The organism is Ruegeria sp. BJ3 (assembly GCF_056535665.1).
The window spans coordinates 2,069,097-2,088,253 of record NZ_JBQFIT010000001.1; the positions used below are offsets into that span (position 1 = coordinate 2,069,097).

Genomic DNA, 19,157 nt, shown 5'->3' on the forward strand with positions numbered 1-19,157 from the left:
TCAAGCCCTCCGGAACTGCTGGACCCAGACGGCCAGGATAATAATGACCGCTTTGGCGATCAGTGCAACTTCGTCCTCTACCCCGTTGGCCAGCAATGTATATTTGACCAGCTGGATGATCACGGCTCCCAGTATGGCACCAAAGATCGGCGCCCGTCCGCCTTGTAAAAGAGCCCCGCCAACGACAGCGGCCGCGATGGCGTCAAGCTCCATCAGATTGCCGTTGCGCGCGGCGTCCGAGGCCGAGTTGATCGCAACCACGATCAGACCTGCCAAGCCCGCAAGCACCGCGCAGATGACATAGGCCCCGATCTTGACCCGCCGAACGGGACCACCCGCCAGATAGGCCGCGCGTTCATTGCCGCCGATCGCCAGCAGGTAGCGGCCCCAAGTGGTTCTGGTGATAACCCAGAACAGCACACAGGCAATGGCCAGCGCCAGCCAACCCTGGAACGGCAAGCCAAGCACCTTGCCGGTTCCAAGATAACTGAATGAAGGGTTTGAAAATGTCTGCAGGTTGCCATTCGTCAAAACCTGGGCAATACCGCGACCCGAGATAAATAGAATGAGCGTCGCAATAATGGGCTGCACGTTCAACACGGCAACCATCACGCCGTTGAATACCCCGCATAAACCCGCGACGAACAGTGGCAGGACAATGGCCAAAATGACGCCAAGCACCGGATTGGCGGCGCCCAGATCCGACAGAAAGATCAGCGGGGCCAACGCCCCCGCGAGAGCCATGACAGCGCCAACCGACAGATCAATTCCACCCGTGGCGATGACCAGCGTCATACCCATGGCCACGATGGCGATCGTGGCAACCTGGCTGATATTCACGAACAGGGTCTGCAGCTGCAGGAAATTGGGGGTGAAAAACGCGTTGAACACCAGCAGGGCGACCAACGCGGCGATGCCGCCATGAAAGCGGAAGGGCATCGATGCGACCCGTTGCGGCAACTTCATTGCGCGGTCCATGAACCAGTTCCTTCTTCATGATGCGCAAGCGCGCGCACCAGTATGTTCTCGGTAATCCCGGGGTTGGTCAGTTCCTTGACAGAGCGCCCTTCGTGCATGACCACGATGCGGTCGGCGCCTTCCACCAGTTCTTCGAATTCCGAACTGATGAGGACGACGCCAAATCCTTTCTCGACATAAGACCGAATGAACGATTGGATCTCTCGCTTGGCGCCGACATCTACGCCTCGGGTCGGTTCGTCCAGTATCAGGATGTCTGGCTGCGTCGCCAGCCAACGGGCGAGCAGTACCTTTTGCTGGTTGCCGCCGGACAACTCGCGAATGGGTTGGTCCATATGCGCCGCCTTGATGCCCAGATCGTCAATGAAGGCCTGAACGATCTCGCGCTCGCGGGCAAAGTCGATCTGACCACGGCTGGCCAGTTTCGGCAGCAGGGCCAGCGTCATATTCTCGCGCACGGACATGTCAGGAATGATCCCTTCAGCCTTGCGATCTTCGGTCAGAAAGCCAACCCCGTTTGCGATCGCGTCGCCCGGTCCGGACGGTTGCCCGACCGCACCGTGCAGCTCGATTACGCCGCCGCGTGCACTATCCACTCCGAACAACGCGCGCGCAGCCTCTGTCCGGCCAGAGCCCAGAAGCCCGCCCAGCCCAACGATCTCCCCGCGGTGGAGCGTGAGGTCGAAATGCGTCAGTCGCGGGCCTGTCGAAACAGAGTCGGCCCGCAAAACGATATCGCCTTTCTTGGCCTTGGCGCCGGCGAAGTCCGTGAGCCCGTCTGCCGCGATCTCGTCCTTGTTGCGGCCCAGCATGTCCGCGATCATTTCCAGTTTGGTCGTGTCCTGCACGTTGCGCGTGCTGACGGTACGCCCGTCTCGCATCGTTGTGACCCGGTCGCAGATCTGGAACAACTCATCGAGAAAATGCGACACATAGAGAACGGAAACGCCCTGTTTCTTTAACTCGCGCACCACACCGAACAGAACCTCGACCTCGCTGGCATCCAATGACGAGGTGGGTTCGTCCATGATGACCAGCTTTGCGTCCAATGAAACAGCCCGCGCAATCGCAACCAACTGCTGGATCGCGGTCGAGAAATTTCCCAGCGGCTCGGTCACGTCGATATCTATGCCAAAGCGCGCAAGAACCTCGCGTGCGCGCCTGTTGCCTTCGCGCCAGTCGACGAGAAAGCCAAGACGTTTGGGCTCGTACCCCATGATGATGTTCTCGGTCACTGACCGCAGCGGCACCAGGTTGAGCTCTTGATAGATCGTGGCAATTCCGGATTCCTGCGCTTCGCGCGGAGTGGAGATGCGGCTCGGCACACCCGCCAGATGGACGTCTCCGGCATCCCGGTCGTAAACTCCGGTCAGGACCTTGATCATCGTCGATTTGCCGGCACCGTTCTGACCGATCAGCGCATGAACCTCGCCCGGTGCGATCTCCAGGCTGGCCTGGCTGAGTGCCGGTACGCCGGCAAAGGACTTTTCAATTCCCGACATCGAGACGAGCGCATTCATGAGATGTCTTCCTCCGATTGCTTGCAGGCGGCGCCGACCACAGGCCAGCACCACCCACCAGGGAGAATCAATAGGCTTCGTCGATGTGATCGGCCGCGTTGTCCTTGGTAAAGATGCGATCTTCGACTTTCACCCATTCCGGGATCGTCTCGCCAGCCGCGTATTTCTTCATGACTTCACAGGCCAGTGGGCCGAAGAAGGGCGAGCTTTCGACCGTGACGCCCATCTTGCCGTCGATGATGGCCTGAAGCGCATCGCGTGTCCCGTCGATCGACACGATGGTCACGTCCTCGCCGGGCTTGCGGCCGGCCAGTTCCAGAGCCTGGATCGCGCCAATCGCCATCTCGTCATTGTGGGCGTAGACCACGTTCACGTCAGGATGCGCCTGCAGCAGGGTTTCCATCACCTGACGACCCAGGTCGCGTGCAAAGTCCCCGGTCTGAGAGGCCACGATCTCAAAGCGGTCATCCGCTGCGATCGCGTCGTCGAAGCCCTTTTTGCGGTCATTTGCAGGCGAGGACCCTGTCGTGCCTTCCAACTGGACGATGATGCCTTTGTCGCCCTCGAAATTCTCCATCAGCCATTGCGCGGCCCGGTTGCCCTGATCAATGAAGTCCGATCCCAGGAAGGCCACGAAATGTTCGCCCGGCTTGGCGACGGCTGGATCAACCGAGCGGTCCACCAGAAAGGTCGGAATGCCGGCGGCACGGGCCTTCATAACGGCCGGGATCAGCGGCTTTTCTTCCCGCGGTGGCAGGAACAGGACGTCGATGCCTTGGGCGATCATGCTGTCCACATCCGCAACCTGCTTGGCCGCAGATCCCGCCGCATCCGTCGCGATAAGATCCCAGCCGCAGGCCTCGGCCGTGTCATGGAACGATTTCGTCTCGGCAATACGCCAGGGATTGTTCGACTCCATCTGTGCAAAGCCGACCTTGTAGCGATCTTTCTGCTCAAGCGGCGGCAGATCCTGCGCCATCGCCGTGGTGCCCAACAGCGCACCTGCGACAACCGTCGAGATCAAAAGGGTTCTGCGTTTCATGGTTATTCCTCCTCCATTGGTGCGGTCGCCTCCGTTTTGACCGCGAGTTTTCAGGTCATGCCCAATTCATGTAAGTCGTCTGTTTCCTCAGATAGCCATCGAAGCCATAGGCGCCGTCTTCGCCCCCAACCCCGGACAGCCCCCAACCAGTGTGAAACCCCTGCACGGCCTCGCCATTCGAACGGTTCAAGTACAGTTCGCCGAACTTCAAACGGCTCGGGGCCTCCATCAATCTGCGGTGCGATGCCGTAAAGAGATAGGCGGACAGCCCGAATGACGTGTCATTCGCAAAGGCTATCGCCTGATCAAAATCATCGACTCGCATGGCTGTTGCTACGGGGCCAAAGACCTCCTCTTGCATCGCGGCATTGCCGTTGTCGTAGACCTCGAGAACGGTCGGGGACATCCAGTGCCCTTTGCCATGCGCGCCGTCCGTCAAAGGCCCACCTTCGAGATGCACCGTGGCACCCTCTGCGATGCTGCGTTGGATGATTTCGGCGACCTTGGTCACTTCGACCTTGCTGACTTTGGGCCCCAAGTCGCAGTCCTCCATCGGATCCCCGATCGACAAAGCGCGGGCTGCTGACACGAATTTTTCCAAGAATTGGTCTGCAATGCCGCGATGCAGATACATACGCTCGTTGCAGGTGCAGATCTGGCCGCAATTGGCAAACCGGGCGGCAATGGCGGCCGAAACGGCGGCGTCAACATCCGCATCCTCCATCACGATGAACGGAGCCTTGCCCCCAAGCTCGAGCCGGACAACCTTGATTCGGTCGGCCGCTGAGCGAAAAATCTCTTTCCCGGCGCGCGTACTGCCGGTCATCGTGATCAGCGACGTATCGGGGTGTTCGACCAGCCGCTGCCCAACCACCGGCCCTTTCCCCGTAAGAACATTCAGAACACCGGGCGGAAAGCCGACCTTGTCCGCAAGCTCGGCAACCGCAAGACCCGACAGCGGCGTGATTTCATGCCCCAACAAAACAATGGTGTTGCCCGCGACCAGCGCTGGCCCGATTTTCCTGGCGGCCAATGCCAAGGGATAGTTCCAGGCCGTCAGCGCAACGACAACACCATAGGGATGGCGTCGTATCTGGATTTCTTCGGACCTGTTGTCCGAGGCCACTATGTCACCCGAAATCCGCCGGGCCTCTTCAGCTGCATGGCAAAGAAAGGTGACGGCGGCATCCACTTCACCTCGGGCTTGCGAGATCGGCTTGCCCTGCTCGGCTGTGATCAAAGCAGCCAGACGCGCGGCGTCGACCCGAATGGCCTCGGCGAGCTTTCGGACCATTTGCGCCCGCTCGATCGCCGGGCGCGCAGACCACGCGCCAAAAGCCCGGCGGGCCGCCTCGACCGCTGCATCGGCATGCATGGCACCACCATCTGGAACCTGCGCTACGATCTCTTCATTTGCAGGGTTTTCGACATCGACCGCGTCCGCGTCAAAGTCGGCAAAGCGGCCATCGATGAACATCGAATGACGAACGACTTGACCCAACTCCCCCACTACAGACCGCAATTTCGCCTCCCGCACTTGCTCGGCCAGACCACACTGGCGACCGCACCGCCGATCAAAACACTAATAGTATTATTTCGTCAACACTAATATTATTTATTACCTACTAATATTAGTTGCGCGCCCTCCGCATAGGCGATAAAAAGGATGCGAACAAAAAAGGTTGAGCGATGAACGATCAAGCGAACGAAGCCGGGCAGCACAAGGGTGTAGGACGAGTCGCGGGCCGGCAGCGCGTAACAATGCACGACATTGCGCGGGTCGCCGGGTGTTCGCAGACGACAGTCTCGCTGGTTCTCAACAAGAATGATTCCGTCAAGATCTCCGAGGATACCAAGCAACGGGTCCTGGATGCCGCCAACACGCTTGGATACGCCATGCCCTCTCAACTCAGGAAACCCCAGGACAGCGCGCGCCGGCCCGCGGCGCTGGACGGAACCATCGCTTTCGTCGTGGATGATCTGGCATCGAGCCCCGAAATGGTGAACGCGTTCAACGGCGTGAAACAGGCCGTTCGGGACACCGGAAATCTTGTGTTGCTGGCCGAGACTCAAAACGACCCCGAGGTCGAGCCCAGAACGCTGAGGTATTTCCTGGACCAACAGGTTGCAGGCATCATCTACGCGACCGTTTTCACGCGGCGGGTGGTCGTGCCGGAGATCCTCAGGCAGACGGCCACCCCGGTTCTGCTGTTGAACTGCTTCTGCGACGACCTCTCTTTTCCTGCGGTGATCCCCGGCGAAGTCGCTGCCGGACATACGGCGACCAACGCCCTGATCAAGGCCGGGCACAAACGAATTGCCACCATCACCGGCGAGCCGTTCATGGAATGCGCCGCAGGGCGTACGACCGGGTACAGAAACGCCCTGGCTTCCGCCGACATCCCATTTGACGAGGATTTGGTCATCGAGGGCAACTGGCTGCCCAGCGCAGGCTATGCTGCCACACGGGAATTGATGGACCTGCCCTCTCCGCCAACCGCCATTTTCTGCCAGAATGATCGCATGGCCATCGGCTGCTATGAGGCGCTCAAGGAACTTGGCCTGTCCATCCCCGAGGACATTTCAGTCATCGGATTTGACGATGACGAAACCGCGCGACACCTGTCGCCGCCCCTGACGTCGATGATCCTTCCCACCCGGGCGATGGGACGCTGGGTCGTCGAACAGCTGTTCCACGGACCGACGGACGGTCAGCGGCATCCACTCGTGAAGCTTGAATGTGAACTGGTCGAGCGTGACTCGATCAGCGAGCCTAAACGCCGGACCTGAAGGCGAAATCATGACGGAAACCTTCGATCACATCGTCATCGGCGGCGGCTCGGCCGGCGCCGCGGCAGCAGCGCGGCTGGTCAACAAAGGCAAGTGCAGGGTTCTGGTGCTGGAGGCGGGGCATTCGCATCGCCATCCGCTGCTGGACATGCCGCCGGGTATCTTCAAGATGATCAACGGGTCCAAGTTCATGACCTACCACCAGACCGAACCGCAGGACCACCTGGACGGTCGGGTGCATGACATTCCGCAGGCCAACGTGCTGGGCGGCGGGTCGTCCGTGAATGCGCAGGTCTATATGCGTGGCCGGCCTTCCGACTATGATTCGTGGGACGACCTGCTGCGACAGACCAACGACGGGGTCGGCTGGGGATGGGACGATGTGCTGCCTTATTTCCGCAGGATGGAAGGCAACAACAGGCTTCACAACGACCTGCATGGCAGCGACGGTCCGGTGCAGGTCTCGGATCCGGGGCATATCGACGACATGTCCCGTTGGTTCGTTCAGTCGGTGCAGGCCCTTGGCGAACCATTCAACACGGACTTCAACGGCGCAACGCAGCGCGGTGTCGGGTTCTACCAGTTCACCAATCGCGCCGGTAAACGCAGTTCGTCAGCCTATGCGTTTCTCGCTCCACTTGAGGCGAACCCGAATTTGACCATCCGGCTTGGCGCAAAGGTCAGCAAAGTCATCATCGAAAGCGACCGGGCCGTCGGCGTGCAGTATCGCGACAAACGCGGGTCCCACACCGTCCGGTGTGATGGTGAGGTTGTGCTTGCGGCTGGCGCCCTGGTCACGCCGAAAATTCTAATGCTGTCGGGTATCGGACCGGATGCACATCTTGCCGAACACGATATTCCCGTCGTCTGCTCATTGCCCGGGGTTGGCCAGAACCTGATCGACCACCCCGAGGTTCCGATCACCGCCTTTGCCAACGGCCCTTACGGATATTTCAAACAAGGTGAGGGCTGGCGGATGCTGCGCAACGGCATTCAGTTCAAGCTGTTCGGCAGCGGCCCGGTGACTTCGGCCGGGGTAGAAGCCGGCGCGTTCGTCAATCCGTCGAACCCTGATGGAGAACCAACCATTCAGGCCTTTTGCGTTCCCATCGTCTATCTGGATCGCGATGCGCTGGACGAGGTGCAGGATGACTTTGGCCTGACCGTCACGACCGTCGTGGTCAAACCGAAATCACGCGGTGAGGTTCGGCTTCGCTCGGCAGACCCCGACGCCATGCCGGTGGTTTCGCCGAACCTTCTTAAGCATGAAGACGACATGCAGGAGATGATCCGGGGGCAGCGTTTCTTTCGCCGGGCATTCACTTCGGGCCCGCTTGCGCAAAGGATCCGCGAAATCGTGATTCCTACAGCGGACGACGACCAGACGCTGCGAGCACACTGCAAACGGTTCGTGAAAACCAACTATCACCCGGCGGGCACCGCCAAAATGGGCCAGGACGGCGACGGTATGGCCGTGCTGGACGCCAGAATGCGCGTGCGTGGGATCGAGAGCTTGCGGGTGTGCGACATGTCCGCCGTGCCGGATATCAACGCCGGCAACACAAACGCACCCGCCATGATGCTGGGCGAACGATGTGCTGACCTGATCCTTGGCATTGGATCAGCACGCGAGGACCGCAATTCCTAGCCCAAGCTGCGGGGCCGCTGTCGGTTGATCCGATTTCCGGCGCAATGATATGCCCCCTGCCCCGCCCGTCTCGCCAAAAAACAGATTAACCAGCCGCAAGGCTTCAAGAAAATCGCAGCCCGAAGCAAGGGCGCTCGCGGAAAGCGCCTTACAGAAAGTCGTCCCGCCTGGGCGTGAAACAATCGATCAACTCTCCGGCCGCCAGGCAAACACAACCATGGCTTACGCCGGACGGAATGATCAGGCTGTCACCGGGCCCCAGCTCTCGCTCCTGATCTCCGATGACGAAATTGAACCGCCCGGACCGCACAAATGTCGACTGCACATGCGGGTGGTCGTGCAGTGCGCCTTCGGCACCTTTCTCAAAGCGGAAGGACACCATCATGAGGTCTTCGTGATCTGCCAAAACCTGGCGCGAGACGCCCGGCGCGGGCGACACAATCGGATAGCTTTTTGTCATGATGCAGTGTCCTCGGTCAGGTGGCGGCGTTCATTTCACTCGAAATACTCGGCATGTTTCGCGTAAACCTCCTCGATGGTCTTGTCGATACGGCCCAGATGACGGCGAATGGTTTCGCTTGCCAGCGCCTCGTCGCGGTCTGCAAGCGCCTTGGCCAGCGCCACATGATCCCGAACCAGAGTCTCGGCCTCGCTCTCGCGCCCTAGGCTCAGAACACACAGGCGGTCGATCTTTCTTTTGCATTCCTGGATCGTGTCGAAGGCCAGCGGGTTGCCGCTCAGCTCGCAAATCAACCGGTGAAAGTCGTAGTCGAGTTGATGGAACTCTTCGGCGTCGCTCCTTGAAACCACGTCTTTCTGCCGCCTGAGATTGTCTTCCAGCAGCTTCGAGTATTCGGGCTTCCAGACCAGGCATGCAGCGCGCACCACCTCCAACTCGACGGCCAGGCGAACAAAGCGTGCATGACCGATCCGTTCCATCGAAAAGCTACGGACCCGGGTGGCTTTCTGAGGCCGGATCAGCAGCAAATCCTGCGCCTCGAGCCTGTTGAAAGCATCGCGGACGGGCTGTCTGGACACCTCAAATTTTTTTGCGATGTCGGCTTCGGACAGTTTCGTCCCCGGCAGGATTTCAAGCGAAACGATCGCCTCGTACAGGCTCTCATAAACGATGTCGGTGGTTGTGCGCCGCTCGATCTTGTCCGTAATACTTTGCATTTCCTGCCTTTTTCTGCGCGTGACCAACTCGGGTGATCTTCTGAGGCTCGAGGCCCCTCTCTCGATACTCCTCAATGTATCTCCAGCCAATTGATTTGGCACGGGCCGGGCGATGCCTTTTGCGATCCCCAAACAAAGTTGTTGACAATACTAGTATCCTAGTCGACTAAAATATGCAACACTGCTTCATGCCTGTTGGGACTCAGAGTTCGGAACGGGCGCGCCAACAGGCTGACCGGGGATCCAAAGGGACAAGAGAATGACCGAATTGAACGCTGAACAGATTGGCCTGAACCGGAACCTTGCAGGAAAGGTTGCGATCGTGACCGGCGGCGGACGGGACATTGGCCGTGCCTGCGTTCTGAAACTGGCCGAGGCCGGAGCGTCGGTCGCAATCAACTATCACAGCTCATCCACGGGTGCAGAGTCGGCGGTCCAGGAGATAACGGCTGCCGGCGGTCAGGCGATCGCCGTACAGGGCGACATGACCTCTGGCGCAGATGTGGACAGGCTGGTCTCAGAAACGATTGCCGCCTTCGGGCCCCGGATCGACATTCTTGTCCACGTGACCGGAGGGTTGGTGGCCCGAAAGACCCTGTCCGAGATGGACATGGACCATTGGCGTTACGTTATGGACCTGAACACCACTTCTTTTGCCTGTGCCGTTCAGTCGGTGTTGCCGCACATGAAAAAAGGTGGTGCGATCGTCGGGTTTGCCAGTCAGGCGGGTCGTGACGGGGGTGGTCCCGGCGCGGTTGCCTATGCGGCCTCGAAGGGGGCGGTCATGACGATGACACGTGGGCTGGCCAAGGAACTGGGCCCCGACATCCGGGTCAATTCGGTTTGCCCGGGCATGATCGACACAGATTTCCATAATGTCTTCACCAAAACCGAAGTCCGAACCAACGTGGCCAGCGCCACACCGCTGAAACGCGAAGGAACGTCAGAGGATGTGGCAAACCTCGTCGCGTTTCTGGCCTCGGACGCCGCCGCCGCATTCATTTCGGGCGCGAACATCGACATCAACGGAGGCCTGCTCTTTTCATAGCCGGCTTCGACCGATCACCAAAAACATCTGTCTGCTTCTAGGGAGGAAAGCATGAACACCAAACTTACAAAAACACTGATTGGCGCCGCAGCCATGATCGTCATGACCGGCAGCGCATCTTTGGCCGAGGATTGGCGCGGGTGGAACATCCACGCGGACGGCTACCCGAATACTGTCGCGATGGACAAATTCGCCGAACTGGTCACCGAAAAGACCGGCGGTGAAATCAACCTGCAAATGTTCCACGGCGGCACATTGGGCAGCCAGCCCGATGCGGTCGAACAGGTCCGCGCTGGCGCTCTGGAGGTCGGAAATTTCAACCTGGGTCCGATCGGACCGATTGTGGCCGAGGCAAATGTCGTTTCATTGCCCTTCATCTTCAAGGACGTCCCTCACATGTTCCGCGTTCTGGACAGCGAGGGCGGTGCCGCGATCGCGGCCGGTATGGCAGCCAAAGGTTTGACCCCGCTTGCCTGGTATGACGCCGGCGCCCGATCCTTCTACAACGGGACCAAGCCGATCAATACCCCGGCCGATGTCCAGGGCATGAAAGTGCGGGTCATGAACAACGATCTGTTCACCGGCATGATTGCCGAACTTGGCGGCAACCCGTCGCCCATGGCTTTCGCCGAGGTCTATCAGGCCCTGAAGACCGGGGTCGTCGATGGCGCCGAGAACAACTGGCCGTCCTACGAGTCGACCGGCCATTTCGAGGTTGCCGGCTATTACTCGCTGTCCCAGCACCTGATCATCCCTGAATGCGTGTGCGTCAACACCGACAAATTCAACGCCTTGTCGCCTGAACTGCAGGCCGCAGTCAGAGAGGCGGCGCAAGAGTCCGCCGAGTTGCAGCGGCAATTGTGGGCTGAGCGTGAAGCGGCCAGCCGCGCGGCGGTCGAGGCTGCGGGTGTGGTAGTGAACGAAGTGGCCGACAAAGCGCCGTTCCAGGCCGCGATGGCCCCGGTCTACGAGGCCTATTTCGCAACCAACCCTGACCTCCGCCCGTTGGTTGAAACCATCCAGGCGACCGAGTGATCGGACCGTATCGGATCTGATACCGTCCGGCCCTGCCAATGCGGGGCCGGACATCTGATCAAGAGTTTCAGGCTTATGAGCAATACATCTACGCCCCCGTCCTCAGTGCGCACTATGGTCAGGATCCTCGACCGCATCGCCGATGCATGCCGGATCGTGACCGGTGTCGCGCTGGTCGTGGTCACCATCATATTCGGCTGGCTCGTCTTCGGCCGCTACGTCCTGAACGCAACGCCAACGTGGGTCGAGCAGGTCGCCCTGTTGCTGGTCATGACGATCGCGTTCATCGGCGCGGCGGTTGGTGTGCACGACAACACGCATTTGTCCGTGTCCCTCGTGCGCTCGGCCGTTCCGCGGCGAGTCAGGACGGCTCTGGTCGTTTGCACGGATGTGATCATGGCCGGATTCGGTGCTCTGATGCTGGTGTTCGGGGCGCGGCTTACGATGTTCAAATGGGGGTCGCTCATTCCCTTGATCCAGGTTCCCGAAGGCTTGCGGTCATTGCCCCTGACCATTGGCGGGGGCCTTATCCTTGTGTTTTCCGTTGGTCACCTGATCCGCCTCTGCGTCGGTTTTGACGAGCGAAAAGACAGCATCGAATAGAGGCGGATCATGGGAATTCTTCTTTTGCTTGGCGTCTTCGCCCTGTGTGTACTGATCGGAACACCCGTGGCCTTCGCCTTGGGCATTGCCGCCATCTCGACCTTCTGGTTCGAAGGTTTGCCGCTGATGATCGGGTTCCAGCGGATCATCTCGGGCATCAACGTTTTCTCGTTGATGGCAATCCCGTTTTTCATCTTCGCCGGTGAACTGATGTTCCACGGCGGGATCGCCATGCGTCTGGTGCGGTTCGCGTCAGCCGCGGTCGGCGCCGTTCGTGGGGGCTTGGGCATCGTGAATGTGTTTTCGTCGATGTTGTTTGGTGGGATTTCCGGATCGGCCATTGCTGATATCTCTGCACTGGGTTCCATCCTGGTTCCCGTGATGAAAGAAAAAGGCTACGACGCGGACTATGCGGTCAATGTGACGGTCACGTCGTCGATCGCAGGGATCATCATCCCTCCCAGCCACAACATGATCATCTTCGCCATTGCAGCGGGGGGCGGCATTTCGATCTCGAAACTTTTCCTCGCGGGTGTAGTTCCCGGCGTGCTGATGTGCCTCTGCCTAGCCGTCGCCGCGTATCTTGTTGCGGTGCGCCGAGGGTATCAGGCCGAAACCTTTCCGGGCTGGAAGGCCCTGGTCATCAGCTTTCTCAGCGCGATCCCCGGGCTGCTGACTGCCGTGATCATCGTCGGAGGTGTCCTGTCAGGCATCTTCACGGTCACCGAATCCGGGGCGTTCGGCGCAATCTATGCCTTTGTCGTCACGCTCGTGGTCTACCGGAGTATCACTTGGGACAAGTTCTGCATCGCGGTTGCGTCGGCCGTACGCACGACGGCCATGGTCATGATCCTGATCGCCTGCGCGGGTGCCTTTGCCTATATGCTGACCTTCTACAGAGTGCCGGACAAAACGGTGGATCTGCTGACAGGCCTGACGGAAAACCCGATCCTTATCCTGCTGATGATCAATGCGGTCTTGTTGCTTCTGGGCATGATCATGGACATGGCTGCCCTGATCCTGATCTGCACGCCGATCTTCCTGCCGGTTGCCAACAGCCTTGGCATTGATCCCCTGCAGTTCGGAATGATCTTGCTGGTGAATCTGGGCTTGGGACTGTGCACCCCTCCGGTTGGCTCCTGCCTGTTTGTCGGCTGCGCCGTTGGCAAACTGCCGATGGAAAAGGCGGTTCGGACGATATGGCCCTTTTACCTGGCAATTCTGGTCGCTCTGATGCTGATCACCTTTGTGCCCGCAATCTCGCTGACCCTGCCAGGGTTGCTTGGATAGAAAGGGCGAGCACGCAAAAATTCGGGCGCAACCTGTGTAAGGTTGCGCCCATTTCCAACTCTGGCGGCAACGGCAGAAACACCTGCGGTCGGTGCCGGAAGCCGAGCGTCAAAGGTGCCGCCACATGGTGATTACCCGCACAAACGCCGTTGGATCCCTGCTTTAGGCATCCCTGACCACATTATGCTCGGGCATCGCGCCAGGAACGGTAACGTTTCGTCCATCGCTTCGCCCGCATCTGATTTCGCATCAGCGCGAGAAACGCCGAGTGCGGTACTTTCGGTGGCTTGCCATTTGCCAGTCGTTCAAGCTGGAAATACGCCAGCACCATCGAGGCGAACCCCGCCAGCCTTTTGTTTTTCCAAGACACTTCCGGGATATTGACCGACTCTGATTTGCCATTCCGCCAGTTTTCGACAAGATCAGGTTCAAACGCCATCGCGCGGGCCACCCCAAGAACCGAGACGCCAATCCCGCCCCGGTTGTTGGCCAATGCATCCTCGGCAACAGCCCGAGAGCGAATGCCGCCGGTCACCATGATCGGCATTTTCGCGTCAGCAGCGATCTCCCGCGCGAAGTCTACAAAATAGGCTTCGCGCCGGGCCGTGCTGGAGCCATCCTCCTGCCTGCCCTGCATGGCCGGACTCTCATAGGAACCGCCGGACAATTCGACCAGATCAATAGCCATATCGCCAAGTTGGTTGACCACCCATTTGGCATCATCCTGCCCAAATCCACCTTTCTGAAAATCAGCCGAGTTCAGCTTCACCGAAACGGTAAAACTCCTGGACACGCTGGCCCGGATCGCGCGAACGACCTCAAAAAGGAAGCGCGCCCTATTCTCCAAAGAGCCGCCCCAATGGTCGGTACGGCGATTGGTCAAGGGCGATAGAAACTGGCTGATAAGATAGCCGTGGGCGGCATGTATCTGAACGCCGTCAAATCCTGCTTCTTCGGCCAACGCGGCTGTTCGAGCAAAACGGGGAACCAGGTCTTGAATTTCGGCCTCGGTCAGGGCCCGCGGCGGGTTGAAGTTTTTGGACATGCCGGGGATCTCGACCGGCACGTCGGACGCTGACACCGTTTCTTCGCCCAGGCTCGCCAGGACCTGACGACCGGGATGATTGATCTGCATCCAGATTGCTCCGCCGCGCATCTGCCCTGCCTCGGCCCATTCCCGGAAAGGCGCAAGATCAGTTCCGTCTTCCAGAACCACGCTGGCGGGGCCGGACAGCGCATCAGCCGAGACCATTACATTTCCAGTAATCAACAAGCCCGCGCCGCCCGCGGCCCAGCGGCGATAAAGCCGGTGAATTTTCTCGTCTGGCACCTGCCCGAAAGCCGCCAGGCTTTCTTCCATTGCAGCTTTTGCCAGACGGTTTCTGAGAACCGCCCCATTTGGCAATGTGAGCGGTTCAAACAGCGGTGAAACAGTCATCTTGGGATCCTTTTCTTCTCGATCCCAGGTGATATAAACCTTCGACAATGGTTGAAGGTCAAGGGCATGAAGATCGGAAAATTGGCAGAAGCCACGGGCGTGTCAGCGTCAAGCATTCGGTTCTACGAAAAACACGGCCTGATCCCACCGCCCGAGCGTCTGGAGAACGGTTATCGCGACTATCCCGATGCAATGATTTCCCGCATCAAGACCATCGCAATGAGCAAGTCGCTTGGCTTTTCTCTGTCGGAAATCAAGCGCTTCCTACCGGAAGACCCGGAAATCACTATCCCGCGGCCCGAGGTGATCGCGAACCTAAAAAGCAAGTTGGCCGATGTGGATCAAAAGATCAAAGACCTGCACGGGATTCGCCGCGACTTGGACCAGATGATCGCCTATCTGAGTGACCCTGAGTCAAATGGCTGCTGAGGGTTTGGCAGCCTGAAACCTGCGCCCTGCGGGAGCACAAGATTTCGCTCCTCAGGCTTCGTATGCCGGAAGCTTTGACAGGGCGACCTTCAGCGCATCGCCCCACCCTTCGGATATGGTCCGAAAGTACTGATCGTCAGGCTCGAACCTTGAACGCGTGCCGGCCGTAAGGCTGTCTTCCTCATAAAGCAGCAGATCAAGCGGTGCACCGACGGACAAATTGGCCTTGATCGTTGAATCGAAACTGACCAGCAACAGCTTTACCGTTTCGGAAAAGCTCATGTCCGGATCAAACGCACGTACCAGTATGGGGCGGCCGTACTTCGTCTCACCGATCTGAAAGAACGGGGTATCCTCACCGGCCTCGATGAAATTGCCCTCGGGATAGATCAGAAACAGGCGCGACGGGCCGCCTTTGATCTGCCCCCCCAGGATCAGGGTCGCGTGAAAGGCGCTGTCTGCCTGTTGGCCCGCTCGGGAATGCCCCTCGATGACGTCGTTCAGCGTCGCCGCAACCAATTGGGCGACCTGAAACATCGTCGGCGCTTCAAGGATCGACGGCGACCGGTCTTCCGGTGCTTTTGTACGTTCTTCCAGCAGGCTTATGGTGGCTTGGGTGGTCGCCAAGTTGCCAGCCGTCAACAAGGTGATTGAACGGTCGCCTTCGACGGTCCAATTGAACATCTTGTTGAAGGTGGACACGTTGTCGACACCTGCATTCGTGCGCGTGTCCGACATGAAAACCAGTCCGCGGTTCAGCCGCATGCCCACAGCATAGGTCATCAGGTTCTCCGTTACTGCTGTGCGACCTGCAATTGAACCGTCAACTGCTCGCCCGCTGCCCCAATTCTGTTTCCTATTACCGGGGCCGCCTGGGCATAGTCCAGACCGGTTGCGACACGCACGTATCGATCATCGGGTGAAATCCGGTTGGACACGTCAAATCCAACCCAGCCAAGCCCGTCCAGATGAACTTCGGCCCACGCGTGGGTGGCATCCTGCAATTCGGTTTCGTTCATCATCAGATAACCCGAGACATAGCGGGCCGGCACGCCGATCTTCCGCGCGCAGGTGATGAAAACATGCGCGTGGTCCTGGCAGACGCCGCGCCCGGCCTTGAGGGCGTCTTCTGCGCTCCAGTCCGGGTGCGAGCCTCCCACTTCGTAGGAGACCTGAGCCCGAACTCTTTCGGACAGCGCATGCATCCGCTCAAGCGGCTCACCATCCGGCAACTCGGCGATTACGTCTGCAACACCCTTGCCCGGCGTTGTCAAAGGCGTGCTCCGCTGAAAAAGCCACAACGGCGTCGAGCCCTCGTGACGTCCCAACACACCATGCGTGTCTTCAACCTCGACAACACCTTCAGAGATCAATGAGATGCTTTGGGTATTCGCTTCGAAACTGATCAGCTCCACCGTGTTGCGGTGGTAGTCCTCAAAGCTCAGTTCCTTGCGCCCCCCGGTCACTTCGGTGCTCCAAGAGAGGATATTCTGATTGCGGAAAGATTTGGGCGTCTTTCTCAGCTGCTGCAGGCCAAAGGGAACCGGCGCGTCGAAATCGTATCGTGTCTCATGGCGAATATGCAGTTTCATTGGTCACTCATAGAACCGGTAGTCAACTTCAATCTGGCGGCTCAAGTTCCCAAGATCCTTCAAAAAGTCCTGAATGTACTCGTGCAGCCCAAGGTCAAAGATATCAGAAATCTGCCGGTCGAGGTATTTTTCGGACAGCGCATCGGCTGCCGTAACCGACGGCCCCGCAAAGCCATAGTCTTTGCTGAGATACGAAAGGTTCTCTTGGATTTTCCTGCAGCAGAAATGCAGGCTGCGAGGCATCCGCTGATCGAGGATCAGAAACTGAGCGATTTCCGACGGCCGGGTATTCTGGCCGTGGGTCATGCGATAGCCACCACCTGCACCCACGGACCGCAGAATGCTTTCCCATTGGATGTTGTCCAGTGACGAGCCGACCGAAAAGGCCGTCGGCAGAAGAACATAGTACTTCACGTCCAGGATGCGCCCGGTATTGTCGGCCCGCTCGACAAAGGTGCCGATCCGGGTGAAATCAAAAATATCGTTGCGCAGCATGGTCCCTAGCGTTGCGCCACGAACCAGAGCCGCCTGTTGACGAATAAGCTCCAGCGTCCCCGGCAGGTCTCTCTCGTTCACGCGGCGCTTCATGGCTTGATCAATCTGTATCCACGTGGCGTTCACCGCGCTCCACACATCATGGGTCAATGCGGTTCGAACAAGACGCGCGTTGTCTCGCGCCTGCTTGATGACAGACTTGATCGAGGATGGGTTGTCGGCATCTCGCAACATCCAATCCACGGCATTGTCTTTTGAAATCTCATCATATTTGGCGCTGTAACCACCGAAAACGCCGGCGGTTTTCAGAACCGAGCCCCATTCCGCATCGGAGTTCTTGGTCCGGGTCAGCGCCATCCTCTGGCCTGTTTCAAGCAATCTGGCCGTGTTTTCCGCCCTCTCAAGATACCGGGACATCCAGAATAACCCGCCAGCAGTTTTTCCCAGCATGGTCAGTCCTCCAGAACCCAGGTGTCTTTGGTCCCGCCGCCTTGGCTTGAATTCACGACCAGGGACCCTTTTTTCAGCGCAACGCGCGTCAGGCCGCCGGGGGTGATCTCGATCCCATCCGGGGACACCAGAACAAACGGCCGCAGATCGACATGCCTGGGGGCAAGTCCCGAACGGGCGAAGATCGGTACTGTCGAGAGAGACAATGTGGGCTGAGCGATATAGTTCGACGGCCGCGACTTGAGCTTGTCACGGAAGGCCGCAATCTCTTTCTTGCTGGCGGTCGGACCGATCAGCATCCCATAGCCGCCCGAGCCGTGCACCTCTTTGACGACAAGGTCGGACAGGTTGTCCAATACGTAGGACAGCGACTCGGGGTCGCTGCAGCGCCACGTCGGAACGTTTTTGAGCAGGGGTTTCTCGCCCGTGTAGAACTCAACGATTTCAGGCATGTAGGAATAGATCGCCTTGTCATCGGCAATGCCCGTGCCCGGCGCGTTGGCGATCGTGATGCCCCCGGCCCGATAGACGTCCAGAATGCCAGGAACGCCCAGCGCGCTGTCCGGGTTGAAATTCAGCGGGTCCAGGAAATCGTCGTCAACCCGGCGGTAAAGAACGTCGATTGGTTTGTAACCACGCGTGGTGCGCATGCAGACGCGCCCATCGACAACCCGCAGGTCGTGGCCCTCGACCAGTTCCACGGCCATCTGATCGGCCAGAAACGCATGTTCAAAATAGGCTGAATTGTAGATCCCCGGAGTCAATACCGCGACGGTCGGCTCGCCGTCCGCGCAGGCCGGCGCACTGGCCGCAAGCGAGCGTCTCAGATTGCGGGGGTAATCGGATACATTGCGCACATTCGTGGCGCTGAAAAGCTCGGGGAACATCTTCAGCATCGTTTCCCGGTTTTCGAGCATGTAGCTGACCCCGGACGGCGTGCGGGCGTTGTCTTCCAACACGAAGAACTCATCCGGCCCGGTACGCACCAGATCAACGCCAACCACATGGGTGTAGACCTGCCCCGGCGGTGAGACACCCAGCATCTGCGGCAGGAAGGCTTCGTTGCTGGCAATCATCTCTGCCGGCACGCGACCGGCACGCACGATTTCCTGACGGTGATAGATGTCGTGAAGAAACGCATTGATCGCCCGAACCCGTTGTTCGATACCGCGCTCCAGACGTTGCCATTCGCGCCCTGAAATCACGCGCGGAACGATATCAAATGGGATCAAGCGTTCTTCGGCCTCGGTCTTGCCGTAGACGTTGAAAGTGATCCCCGTCAGCCTGAATACTTCCTCGGCTTCGCGCTGTTTGGCCCTCAGCCGTGAGACATCTTCCGCATTGAACCAACGTCCAATCTCTTCGTAAGGACCTCTGAGAGATCCGTCGCCGTTGAACATCTCATCAAAATACTCGCTCATACGAGAAGTGTGACGATCAATTCAAACTTTGCAAGTTGTACGGGCTTTTCCAGTTGGCGGCCTACCAAGAAATGCACAGTTTTCGAGCGAACAGCAGCCCGGCCGTCGATGACGAAACTTGTTTTGGGTGCAGCAAAAATCATCGCCGCCACTCTACCGGCTTCTGGCTTCAATGACGTGCAGCCACCAAAGCAATCCTCGA

18 protein-coding genes are annotated in these 19,157 nt (G+C 58.9%); 7 read left to right on the plus strand and 11 right to left on the minus strand.

Features of this window, described 5'->3' with window-relative positions:
* The 4 genes from ACR3EL_RS10365 to ACR3EL_RS10380 all read right to left on the minus strand — a co-directional run bounded on the left by ACR3EL_RS10365 (nt 1) and on the right by ACR3EL_RS10380 (nt 5,062).
* Nucleotides 1–978 carry an ABC transporter permease gene (locus ACR3EL_RS10365; protein ID WP_170339251.1) on the minus strand — a complete coding sequence of 326 codons (978 nt, stop codon included), beginning with the start codon at nt 976–978 and terminating at the stop codon, nt 1–3.
* Nucleotides 963–2,498 carry a sugar ABC transporter ATP-binding protein gene (locus tag ACR3EL_RS10370; protein ID WP_254437761.1) on the minus strand — a complete coding sequence of 512 codons (1,536 nt, stop codon included), beginning with the start codon at nt 2,496–2,498 and terminating at the stop codon, nt 963–965. The genes ACR3EL_RS10365 and ACR3EL_RS10370 overlap by 16 nt, the downstream gene beginning before the upstream one ends.
* Before the next feature lie 67 nt (nt 2,499–2,565).
* Nucleotides 2,566–3,540, minus strand: a complete 975-nt coding sequence (locus tag ACR3EL_RS10375; RefSeq protein ID WP_093961695.1) for an ABC transporter substrate-binding protein — start codon at nt 3,538–3,540, stop codon at nt 2,566–2,568.
* A gap of 55 nt (nt 3,541–3,595) precedes the next feature.
* The gene (locus ACR3EL_RS10380) at nt 3,596–5,062 is read right to left on the minus strand and encodes an aldehyde dehydrogenase family protein (protein ID WP_217358571.1); all 1,467 of its coding nucleotides are present in this window, start codon (nt 5,060–5,062) and stop codon (nt 3,596–3,598) included.
* A gap of 167 nt (nt 5,063–5,229) precedes the next feature.
* Here ACR3EL_RS10380 and ACR3EL_RS10385 point away from each other — a divergent pair, with 167 nt between their 5' ends.
* Both ACR3EL_RS10385 and ACR3EL_RS10390 read left to right on the plus strand, forming a co-directional pair.
* Nucleotides 5,230–6,330 (plus strand): LacI family DNA-binding transcriptional regulator, encoded by a 1,101-nt coding sequence (locus tag ACR3EL_RS10385; protein ID WP_254437762.1) that lies wholly within the window; start codon nt 5,230–5,232, stop codon nt 6,328–6,330.
* A gap of 10 nt (nt 6,331–6,340) precedes the next feature.
* On the plus strand, nt 6,341–7,978 hold the full coding sequence (locus tag ACR3EL_RS10390; protein ID WP_170339252.1) for a GMC family oxidoreductase: 1,638 nt from the start codon (nt 6,341–6,343) through the stop codon (nt 7,976–7,978).
* Between the two features lie 148 nt (nt 7,979–8,126).
* Here the strand turns inward: ACR3EL_RS10390 and ACR3EL_RS10395 are convergent, their stop codons facing one another.
* Nucleotides 8,127–8,438 carry a cupin domain-containing protein gene (locus ACR3EL_RS10395; protein WP_170339254.1) on the minus strand — a complete coding sequence of 104 codons (312 nt, stop codon included), beginning with the start codon at nt 8,436–8,438 and terminating at the stop codon, nt 8,127–8,129.
* A gap of 35 nt (nt 8,439–8,473) precedes the next feature.
* Nucleotides 8,474–9,154 carry a GntR family transcriptional regulator gene (locus ACR3EL_RS10400; protein ID WP_170339257.1) on the minus strand — a complete coding sequence of 227 codons (681 nt, stop codon included), beginning with the start codon at nt 9,152–9,154 and terminating at the stop codon, nt 8,474–8,476.
* Nucleotides 9,155–9,413: 259 nt separating this feature from the next.
* Between ACR3EL_RS10400 and ACR3EL_RS10405 the strand changes: the two genes are divergently transcribed.
* From ACR3EL_RS10405 to ACR3EL_RS10420, 4 genes are all read left to right on the plus strand, one after another.
* A complete protein-coding gene (locus tag ACR3EL_RS10405; RefSeq protein WP_480721503.1) occupies nt 9,414–10,202 on the plus strand; it encodes an SDR family NAD(P)-dependent oxidoreductase in 789 nt (262 codons plus the stop codon).
* A 51-nt stretch (nt 10,203–10,253) separates the two neighbouring features.
* The gene (locus ACR3EL_RS10410; RefSeq protein ID WP_170339260.1) at nt 10,254–11,237 is read left to right on the plus strand and encodes a TRAP transporter substrate-binding protein; all 984 of its coding nucleotides are present in this window, start codon (nt 10,254–10,256) and stop codon (nt 11,235–11,237) included.
* Between the two features lie 75 nt (nt 11,238–11,312).
* Nucleotides 11,313–11,840 (plus strand): TRAP transporter small permease, encoded by a 528-nt coding sequence (locus ACR3EL_RS10415; protein ID WP_170339262.1) that lies wholly within the window; start codon nt 11,313–11,315, stop codon nt 11,838–11,840.
* Between the two features lie 9 nt (nt 11,841–11,849).
* Nucleotides 11,850–13,130, plus strand: a complete 1,281-nt coding sequence (locus ACR3EL_RS10420; protein ID WP_480721506.1) for a TRAP transporter large permease — start codon at nt 11,850–11,852, stop codon at nt 13,128–13,130.
* A gap of 181 nt (nt 13,131–13,311) precedes the next feature.
* Here ACR3EL_RS10420 and ACR3EL_RS10425 read toward each other — a convergent pair whose 3' ends face one another.
* Entirely contained in the window at nt 13,312–14,568 is a 1,257-nt protein-coding gene (locus tag ACR3EL_RS10425) for an NADH:flavin oxidoreductase/NADH oxidase family protein (protein ID WP_170339265.1), read from the minus strand.
* A gap of 66 nt (nt 14,569–14,634) precedes the next feature.
* On the opposite strand from ACR3EL_RS10425, the gene ACR3EL_RS10430 reads away from it, so the two are divergent.
* The gene (locus ACR3EL_RS10430) at nt 14,635–14,997 is read left to right on the plus strand and encodes a MerR family transcriptional regulator (protein WP_170339267.1); all 363 of its coding nucleotides are present in this window, start codon (nt 14,635–14,637) and stop codon (nt 14,995–14,997) included.
* A 51-nt stretch (nt 14,998–15,048) separates the two neighbouring features.
* On the opposite strand, the gene ACR3EL_RS10435 is transcribed toward ACR3EL_RS10430, so the two are convergent.
* Genes ACR3EL_RS10435 through ACR3EL_RS10450 form a run of 4 tightly spaced genes read right to left on the minus strand, consistent with a single transcriptional unit; the run spans nt 15,049 to nt 18,955 of the window.
* Entirely contained in the window at nt 15,049–15,780 is a 732-nt protein-coding gene (locus ACR3EL_RS10435) for a proteasome-type protease (RefSeq protein WP_170339269.1), read from the minus strand.
* Nucleotides 15,781–15,791: 11 nt separating this feature from the next.
* A complete protein-coding gene (locus ACR3EL_RS10440; RefSeq protein WP_170339271.1) occupies nt 15,792–16,589 on the minus strand; it encodes a transglutaminase family protein in 798 nt (265 codons plus the stop codon).
* A gap of 3 nt (nt 16,590–16,592) precedes the next feature.
* A complete protein-coding gene (locus tag ACR3EL_RS10445) occupies nt 16,593–17,534 on the minus strand; it encodes an alpha-E domain-containing protein (RefSeq protein WP_480721509.1) in 942 nt (313 codons plus the stop codon).
* Between the two features lie 2 nt (nt 17,535–17,536).
* On the minus strand, nt 17,537–18,955 hold the full coding sequence (locus ACR3EL_RS10450) for a circularly permuted type 2 ATP-grasp protein (RefSeq protein ID WP_170339274.1): 1,419 nt from the start codon (nt 18,953–18,955) through the stop codon (nt 17,537–17,539).
* Nucleotides 18,956–19,157: the final 202 nt, after the last annotated feature.